This window comes from Phytoactinopolyspora mesophila (assembly GCF_010122465.1).
In the GTDB taxonomy this organism is placed as follows: Bacteria; Actinomycetota; Actinomycetes; order Jiangellales; family Jiangellaceae; genus Phytoactinopolyspora; species Phytoactinopolyspora mesophila.
The window spans coordinates 1-1,574 of the sequence record NZ_WLZY01000024.1; the positions used below are offsets into that span (position 1 = coordinate 1).

2 protein-coding genes are annotated in these 1,574 nt (G+C 56.0%); one reads left to right on the plus strand and one right to left on the minus strand.

Features of this window, described 5'->3' with window-relative positions; translation table 11 throughout:
- A partial coding sequence (locus F7O44_RS29265) for an NAD-dependent epimerase/dehydratase family protein (RefSeq protein WP_162453874.1) occupies positions 1-206 on the minus strand: 206 nt, incomplete at its 3' end.
- 1,177 nt (positions 207-1,383) lie between these two features.
- Here F7O44_RS29265 and F7O44_RS29850 point away from each other — a divergent pair.
- Positions 1,384-1,574, plus strand: a 191-nt coding sequence (locus F7O44_RS29850; RefSeq protein ID WP_222851822.1) for an NAD-dependent epimerase/dehydratase family protein, incomplete at its 3' end; no start/stop codon positions are given.

The following is a 1,574-nucleotide window of genomic DNA, read 5'->3' on the forward strand; positions in this document are numbered from 1 at the left end:
ACCACACTGTCTATCTCGTACTCATCGAGAACTTCAAGGTCCGCTGGCGATGCATAACTTCCTAGAACACTGACTACAGTCTCCACCGGCTTGCTCCGCGACAATGCCACAACATCGAACGATATTACCTCCTGCGAGCTGGCCAACCTACGAACAAGGCGGGACCCGATATAGCCCGCAGCACCGGTAACCAACACTACGCCCACAAGGCACCTCCGGGGGAATATTCAAGCTCTCCGTCTTTGATGCACTTATCAAGTACGTGACGTTGACAAAGAGGCCTATTCGCGGCAGTTAGATAATTCACGAGACTCCGGCGTGTCGAATTTAAACGACGGCCCATTCTCGAGGAAGAATTGGATTGCAACATTCAAATTTCTCAGAAACGGACCGCCCAGCATGTGCTTTACCGTTACACGACTGTCGACAAGCCGGAGCGGAGGTGGCCGCCCATTCTGAGACTATTCACAATATGATACACGACGCTACTCCCGTTGGAAAATCGTTCTTAACCTTGATATTTCGTGCGCCCAGCGGGACTGGAGGTTGTGATGTTGTAGTTGATCTCTGGTCTTAAGCTCGTCGTCGCCTGCCGGTGTGAGTCCGGTCCGGGTAGCCGTCAGGAGGCCCGGTAGCAGGTTGGCGGCGTCGGAGGGAAACGTCCGGCGTCGAAGCCCAGCGTCGAAAGCCACTGTGGTGGGAGCGACTGAGCGGTCCGTAGCGTGAAGCGAAGCCTGCGGCGTCGTAATAGGTCGTGCCTCGTTTGGGGTGGGGTGCAGGGAGTGCCGAGCCCCTCGAAATCGGGGTGGAGGGCCATGGAAGCGATGAAGACCCTGGATTGTGCAGCCGTGGACTCCTCGGCGCATGGGGCACGGAACGTTCAGATCGTGGCGGCGGGAGCTGGCGAGGTCTGGGCTGCCCTGAGCTTTCCGGACCATTCCTTTGCGGACGATTATGCTGCGAGCTGCCGATTCAGGTATTCGTTGTAGACTTCTCACGGAGGCTTGTCGTCGATCCCCGAATGGACTTGTCTACGATTATAGCAGGCCTCGATGTCATCGAGGCAATATCTTTCTGGTCCATTCCTCCGCGTCGGATACACGTGGCGATTGACACGTTCGATCTTCAACATAGAATTTGAAGGATTCAGCTGGTGCGATGAGTAGCCTAGGGGAATCGCGCCCCGGGCTCTCGTAAGAACCGTGTGTAAACCCTGAATGACGGATCTGGCCAGGCGGCCATCACAACCATCCTTCAGACGTGTCAGATCACCGTCGCCACCGGAACATGCCCCCTAGTTGACATAGGACTGAAATGAGACGGTCGAAATCTAACAGTCTCGCCAGTTCCGAAGATCTGAATCTGCGACGATGGAGGTAAGCTGTGGGCGTAGTGTTGGTTACCGGTGCTGCGGGCTATATCGGGTCCCGCCTCGTCCGCAGGCTGAGCCCCGCATTCGATGTTGTGGCATTGTCGCGGAGCAAGCCGGTGGAGACTGTAGTCAGTGTTCTAGGAAGTTATGCATCGCCAGCGGACCTTGAAGTTCTCGATGAGTACGAGATAGACAGTGTGGT